This window comes from Rhodococcus sp. AW25M09 (genome assembly GCF_000333955.1).
Taxonomy (GTDB): Bacteria; Actinomycetota; Actinomycetes; order Mycobacteriales; family Mycobacteriaceae; genus Rhodococcoides.
The window spans coordinates 1-6,708 of record NZ_CAPS01000125.1; the positions used below are offsets into that span (position 1 = coordinate 1).

Annotated in this window: 8 protein-coding genes; 3 read left to right on the forward strand and 5 right to left on the reverse strand. The window is 63.3% G+C overall.

The window, feature by feature from the left end; all coding sequences use genetic code 11:
- On the forward strand, positions 1-166 hold a 166-nt coding region (locus tag RHODMAR_RS27745), incomplete at its 5' end, for a helix-turn-helix domain-containing protein (RefSeq protein ID WP_008719922.1).
- Positions 167-629: 463 nt separating this feature from the next.
- Here RHODMAR_RS27745 and RHODMAR_RS24050 read toward each other — a convergent pair.
- The 3 genes from RHODMAR_RS24050 to RHODMAR_RS24060 form a co-directional block, all read right to left on the reverse strand.
- Entirely contained in the window at positions 630-2,078 is a 1,449-nt protein-coding gene (locus tag RHODMAR_RS24050) for an aldehyde dehydrogenase family protein (protein WP_008719924.1), read from the reverse strand.
- Positions 2,079-2,164: 86 nt separating this feature from the next.
- Positions 2,165-3,031, reverse strand: a complete 867-nt coding sequence (locus tag RHODMAR_RS24055; protein ID WP_008719926.1) for an alpha/beta fold hydrolase — start codon at positions 3,029-3,031, stop codon at positions 2,165-2,167.
- A gap of 37 nt (positions 3,032-3,068) precedes the next feature.
- Positions 3,069-3,482 carry a hypothetical protein gene (locus tag RHODMAR_RS24060; protein WP_042940221.1) on the reverse strand — a complete coding sequence of 138 codons (414 nt, stop codon included), beginning with the start codon at positions 3,480-3,482 and terminating at the stop codon, positions 3,069-3,071.
- A gap of 109 nt (positions 3,483-3,591) precedes the next feature.
- Here RHODMAR_RS24060 and RHODMAR_RS24065 point away from each other — a divergent pair, with 109 nt between their 5' ends.
- Positions 3,592-4,566: a LysR family transcriptional regulator gene (locus tag RHODMAR_RS24065; RefSeq protein ID WP_042940220.1), complete on the forward strand. Its 975-nt coding sequence runs from the start codon at positions 3,592-3,594 to the stop codon at positions 4,564-4,566.
- A gap of 114 nt (positions 4,567-4,680) precedes the next feature.
- Complete coding sequence (locus RHODMAR_RS24070; RefSeq protein WP_008719933.1) at positions 4,681-5,199, forward strand: MarR family winged helix-turn-helix transcriptional regulator; 519 nt, start codon at positions 4,681-4,683, stop codon at positions 5,197-5,199.
- Here the strand turns inward: RHODMAR_RS24070 and RHODMAR_RS24075 are convergent.
- Together RHODMAR_RS24075 and RHODMAR_RS24080 are read right to left on the reverse strand one after the other, a co-directional pair.
- Positions 5,129-5,998, reverse strand: a complete 870-nt coding sequence (locus RHODMAR_RS24075; RefSeq protein ID WP_332307789.1) for a nucleotidyl transferase AbiEii/AbiGii toxin family protein — start codon at positions 5,996-5,998, stop codon at positions 5,129-5,131. The genes RHODMAR_RS24070 and RHODMAR_RS24075 overlap by 71 nt on opposite strands.
- Complete coding sequence (locus RHODMAR_RS24080) at positions 5,908-6,501, reverse strand: type IV toxin-antitoxin system AbiEi family antitoxin domain-containing protein (RefSeq protein WP_008719936.1); 594 nt, start codon at positions 6,499-6,501, stop codon at positions 5,908-5,910. Before RHODMAR_RS24080 ends, RHODMAR_RS24075 begins: the two co-directional genes overlap by 91 nt.
- Positions 6,502-6,708: the final 207 nt, after the last annotated feature.

Here is a 6,708-nt window from a genome sequence, read left to right on the forward strand (position 1 = left end):
ACTCAACCTCACTCCGCTCGGCTTCGTCCAACGGCTTCGCATCGAACGAGCGCGGCACCTCTCAGCAACCACGGACCTCACCTCCGCCGAGATCGCGCTACGGGTCGGCTATGCGAACGCCGAGACTCTGCGCTCCCTCCTGCGCAGGGAGCGACGCCGTTCCTGACCTATCGCCATGCCTGTAGCCGGTGTCCTAGCGCTCGGTTGGAACCACCTCTCAGCACGTCGCGTCGACGCTCCTGCGTCGCCCCTGGACGACCCACTCGACACGCCCGCAGCACAGGCCATGTGACGTGCCCCGGCTTCCCGGGCGGTCGGGGTTGGGTGGCTGTGATGTCGCTGCGTTCTCGTCGAGGGGGTCAGCAGACCCGATCAGGGTCGATTGGGATGAGCCGCGAAGGCGGTCAGGTCAGGGCGGCCGAAGCCGGCCGGCGGGGTAGCGTCGGACACGTCGAGGTCTTTCGGATGGATGGCGTAGGAACCTCCATCGTCGGGAGACCTCGACGTCTATCTGCGGACCGACGCGCCCGGCCGACCTACACCGTCATCTGGGAAGAGCCGGGAAAGCCGGCGCACTGTGAATTTGCCGTCGGAACAGGCATTCGGAGTTGGGTGGGTCGTGCCGAATCTCAGGGAATCTCGATACCGGTCAGAACGAGCACCTTCTCCTGCGTCAGGTCCTCCATCGCCGAATGCACCCCTTCTTTGCCCATCCCAGAATCTTTGACTCCGCCGTACGGCATCTGATCGGCGCGGAAGCTCGGCACGTCACCGATGATGACCCCGCCGACGTCCAGGACGCGTGACGCAGTGAACGCCGTCTGCAGGTTCGACGTGAAGATGCCCGCCTGCAATCCGAATCGGGATTCATTGACCTGTTCGAATGCCTCCGCATCCGAGGCGACTTTGCAGAGTACGACAACGGGCCCGAAGACCTCGTGGTCCACAACCTTGGCCCCTGGCGGTGCATCCTCGATGACAGTCGGTTCGACGACTGCGCCCGTGCGTCCTCCGCCGGCCAGAACGGTGGCTCCCCCCTCGACGGCTTCCTCGATCCACTCCTCCACGCGTACGGCTGCGCGCTCGTCGATCAGGGGGCCGACGTCGGTCTCGTCGTCGTCGGGTGAACCGGTCGACAGCGACGCGACGTGAGCCAGAATGCGGCGGCGCATGGCGTCGTAGAGACTGTCGTGGACGAAGACGCGCTGCACCGCGATGCACGACTGACCCGCTTGGTACATCGAGAATCGTGCGATCCTCTCGGCTGCGTACTCCTGTTTTTCCTCGTCGGCCCAGTCTGCGCAGACCACCACCGGGGCGTTACCTCCGAGTTCGAGCGTGACGTGCTTGCGCGGAACGAGTTCTCGAATCGACCAACCCACCGGGACCGATCCAGTGAACGAGACAACCGGTAGCCGAGGGTCCACGACCATGTCCGATGCCTTGTCGTTAGAGACGGTCAGCACTGACCAAGCACCCGCCGGAAGCGATGTCTCGGCGAGCATTCCGCCGAGCACCAAACTTGTCAGCGGGGTGGCCGGCGCAGGTTTGACGATGATCGGCGCGCCGACCGCCAGGGCCGGTGCCACCTTGTGGGCCACCAGATTGAGCGGAAAGTTGAACGGTGCAATTCCGAGGATGGGACCGCGTGGGACGCGCTGAATCAGCGCCAAGCGGCCGTCCGATCCAGCGTCGGTGTCGAGTCGCTGAAGATGCCCGCTCCATCGTCGTGCTTCCTCGGCCGCCCACCGAAATGTCGACACCGCGCGAGCGACTTCGACTCGCGCCCACTTGATCGGTTTGCCGGATTCGGCAGAGATGGGCCGAGCGATTTCCTCCCGACGCTCGTGCAGACGCGTCGAGACATGTACGAGCGCATCCGACCGAACGTGGGCCGGCGTTCCCGCGAACTCGTCCGCCACCGCGGCGGACGCCTCGATCGCGGCGTCGACGTGTTCCGACGCCGCTTCGAACACCGTCCCCACGATGCGACCGTCGAACGGATTGCGGATCTCGGTAGCGACACCGCTGATAGTCGCTTCGCCGGCAACCCAGTACGGAAAGTGTTTGGCAGACATCGGGATCTCCCTTTCGAGGGCCGAAAAGAATGCTCGCCGGCCCCGTGTCGGAGGCCGGCGAGCATGCGGGTGTGCACAGGGTCAGGTCAGACGGAGACCGAGGTGGACGCGGATTTCTGCAAGACCTCGAGCGCCTCGATAAGGTACGTCCGGAACACCGGGTGGTTCTCGCTCATCGGGAAGTGCCCGATGTCCTTCATCTCGATGAACTTCGCATTCTTGATCTGCGCAGCTGTGCGGGCACTGTCCTCAGGGGTGGTGAGGTAGTCGTAGTCGCCGGTCAGCATGACGACCGGGCAACGGTCGCCGTCGATCTGGTCGAGCTTGTCGCGCAGGTCGTGGTCCACGGAGTAGAAGTGCAAGTCGCCCTTGAACGCCTCGGATCCCTGCGTGTAGTAGAACCAGGTCTTCCAGCGGTCGGCTTCGGGCGACTGTGGTGCCATGAGATCCCATGTGCCACTTGCGCACACCTGCGCAGCGTTCGCGTGGGGGTGCTGCCACCAGTCGAGGTAGAAGCCCGGTGAGTAGTCGGCTCCCTCGACCGGGATGACTCCGGCGAAGCGTTCCGGATGGCGAAGCGCCAGCTGCAAGGCGATGTTGCCACCGAACGACGAACCCATGAAGATCGGATTCTCCAGTTCGAGTGCATCGACCAGGGCCACGATGAAGTTGGCGTAATGGTCGGCCGAGAGCTTGTACTCCTCTTTCCACCACTCTGTGTTCTCCGGCGGATCGGACTTGCCGTGGCGGGGCAGGTCGTACGCGATCACGCGGTAATTCTGCGTGATGTCCTCGTCTTCGAGCAGTCCACGCCACTGGTGGTTGTGGCACCCGGCGGTGTGCTGGCATACCAACGGTTGGCCGGTGCCGTTCTCTAGGTAGAAGACCTTGTACAGAAGACCGTCGACGTCGACATCGACGTAATGGCCGGTCACAGGTGAAATCTTGCTCATGTTCTGTTCCTTCGGTGAGTCGTGTGTGAGTCGGGGACTAGACCGGAACGCCGACGGCGCGCAGCAGTTCGATCTGGCGGGTAACGCAGCGCAGGTTCTGCATCAGGACGAGGACATCTCCCTCGAGCCTCATGTCGCGCTGGAACGACGCCGCCCAGATGCCGTGAAACATCGGTGCCGGAACGGGAACTCCAAAGCCCTGCCACGTCTCGACGCCGGCGCGGATGGCGAACTGATAGGGCCGGTCGAGCGGGCCTGGGTCGACGGCGATTGCGTGGACTTTGCCGTTCGACATCTCGATGACGAAGGAGTGGGTGTCCATGTCGAGGAGGTACGAGCAAGTGAAGTACGTGCCGTGCGCGGAGATCTCGGCGTCTGCGTCGGATGCTTGGGTGAACGCGTCGGCCCACTGTTCCGGGGTCTGGGTGGTGGTGTCGGTTGCTGTTGTCATGTGACCCATCACACGCTGGACCTGCGGGTTCGTCCAATACCAATCGGTCGCCCGATCGATAGGAAACAACTACTGGTGCTGGTCTAGCTGCGGGAATAGCATCGGGGACGTGAATCTTCCGTTGGAGCTCAGGCCGTTGTCGTATTTCGTGGCCGTCGCGGAAGAGCTTCATTTCGGCAAGGCAGCAGCGCGGCTGCATATCGCACAGCCCTCGCTCAGCGTGCAGATTCGCAAACTCGAACACGCCTTGGGAACCGCACTGTTCATCCGCGATTCCCGTCATGTCTCGTTGACCCCTGCCGGGGACAAGCTCCTCGAAGGGAGCAGGCAGCTTCTCGCCGATGCCGAGCGTGTCGCGTCGTTGACACGTCAGGTGGGCCGCAGCGGGCGCAACAACCTGATCGTCGGATTCCAGGCGAACGCTGCCGCGGAGCTGACGCCGGACATCTTGTCGGCTTTCCGTGCTCTCCACCCCGACGTCGCGGTCGAGATGCAGTCGTTCGACTTCACCGACCCCTACGTCGGACTCGGCGACGGGTCGGTCGACGTCGCGTTCGTCAGGCCGCCGGTCGTCGTGCAGGACTGGCTTGCGCTCGAGACACTGTTCGTGGAGCCGAGAGTGCTTGTCGTAGCATCCACTTCGCCTCTGGCGCAGCAAGATTCGACCAGTGTCGAAGAAGTGGCGGGGCAACCGTTCGTCGCGAGGCGCAGCCCGGAATCATGGAGGGACTTCTGGCTCGCCGTCAGCTCGAGGGATGGTGAGACCGTTCGTCTCGGTGCCGAAGTCTCCACTGTCGACGAGTGCTTCGAAGCCATCCTCTCCAGCAAGGGCGTGGCGTTCTCACAAGCGTCAACTCAAAGATTCTATGCGAGGCCAGGTTTGGCATTCGTTCCGGTGACTGGCATACCCCCCACACCGTTGTCCATCGGGTGGCGTTCGGACGTCGACTCGCCTCTGACCCGCGACTTCGTGGCTGCGGCCCGCCGTGTCGCCGTCGATTGTCCGGTTCCGAACTCGTGGGCACCCCCGACCGCCGGCGTCCCGTCGCTCCTCGATCGCTACCAAGCCAAGCTCACGTCCTGAGACCCTCCCACAGGGTCGAGACTCAAAGCTTTCCTTGTCCCGTCCGGACTTCCCCCTTCGGAACACCTCGACACCCATAGTTGATATTTCAACAGTGCGTGTTTACCGTCAAGGTTGACGAGCGACCCCCAATGGCTGACCCGGGAGGAGATCCGGGCGTGGCTGACGCTCGCCGGTCTGGTCGAGTCGCTGCCGACAGTCCTGAGTGCCCAGCTCAAGCAAGACGCGGGAATCAACAACTTCGACTACATGGTCCTTTCATGTATATCGGACACGCCCCATCAGACGGTCCACATGAGTGACCTCGCCGCATTCGTCGGTGGCTCTATCTCTCGCCTGTCACACACTCTGACCAAGATGGAGAATCGCGGCTGGGTGCGTCGCCGACCGGATACCGACAACGGTCGCTTCACAGAGGTGGCTCTGACGCAGGAGGGTAAGGACGTGGTCGCCCAGGCCGCCCCCGGGCACGTCCGCGAAGTCAGGCGCGTCATGATCGACGTCCTAGGACACTCGCAGACGCTGCAACTCGGCACGCTCCTCGATCAGGTTCTCGCTGCGGTCAACCCCGATGTCCAACGCGTCTTCGATGAGCGCTTCCCCGATGTCGACCTCCACGCTTCCGACGGCTGATCGACCACCCAGCTCGCAAGATACGGGTCCGGACGCGCAAAAGCTCGCTCTCCCTATCGGATTCGGTCGGAGCATCCGCGAACTGCAATTCACCAGGCAACTTGTTCGTGGGCCCGAACCTCCGATACAAATCGGCCACTTCCGGTTCGAATGCGCCAATGCAATTGAGTGCCCACAGGTCCCACAGATCACGCGACGCCCGCCGCTCACACCAGGTCACCGTCTTACCCGCAACGAACGCGGGCTGCGTGGGCACCGTCAACTCAGCTCCCGGTGCATCCTCAAACCGTTGTTCGAGCCGCCGGTTTTCCAGCGGCCATGCTGGGCGACCCTCCGCCGACAGCAACTGCACCTTGACAGCCAGACCGGACTGCGACCTCACCACTGCACCGAGGCGCTCGGGCACCTCGCTGATCGCCGAGTCCCACACCAATCGCCCGTGGCTGCGCATCACCGCGCGTGGGAGAGCGCGGACGAGATCACGAGCGACCTCCGATCTGGAACCGACCGCAATCAGGTCGATGTCCTCACTGAGACGACCATCGACCAAATGGGTTCGAGCCAAGGCTGTTCCGCCGATGAACACAATCCGATCCGCGAAATGCGCACTCAGATAGCCGAGCAGGTGCGAGATCAGGTGATCCCGCTCGACCTGTGCACGCGCGACACCGAATTGCGCGGCCACCGAGGCCAACTCGCGGGGATTCACTACTTCTCCCCCAACCGAGCCTGCAGCCGCGTCAACGTCATTCGCATCTTCTGAGCCCCAGCGATCTCGGCTAACACTTTCGGATCGCACCGTCGATACAACTGCTCCACCGCCGGCCACACCTCAGCCTCGGCGTCACCGAGACCCGGACGCTTTACCAGATCCAACACCGTCTGCTCCGCAGTCGTCACCAACACCGGACCCAACTCGGTATCGATACGCTCCGCATCCAGACGTGCGGTGTCGCGCACGACGAACCGAACCAACGCCGGCCGATCCACCAACCGAATCGGATCGTGTCGCGTCGGCACAGCCACCACAGCCGTCGCCAACGCACGCGGAAGAACACCGTGCAACCGCGCTGCGCTGATACCCATCACCACAGCGTCATCGCGGCCGTACGCCGCGACAGCGATACCAACTGCTGCAGCCTCCAGGCCAGGCATCCACTCGGTCCCGACCCGATCGTCGGGCACGGCCACGTAGAAGCCCGTCGCCACTTGGTGCAGCAGGCCCAGGTCCGTCAGCCGCGCAAGCTCGGCTCGCGGGTGCGCGTAGACATCGGCCGCTGTCGCGGCTCGCACCATCCGCATCGGAAGCCGCCTTCGGTGCCCGAACCACCGCTCGCAATCCACGAAGTGCCCACGCTTTCAGTTTAGAAGACGCCACTCGGTCGTGTGACTCGAACCCAAAACCGCTCGGAGGTGGTTCAGACGGATCATTGGATGTCCGTGGACCTACCAACGTCCACCTCAACAGCGACAAATGACGGCGCTCAGTGAAAATGCCCAAATCTGATC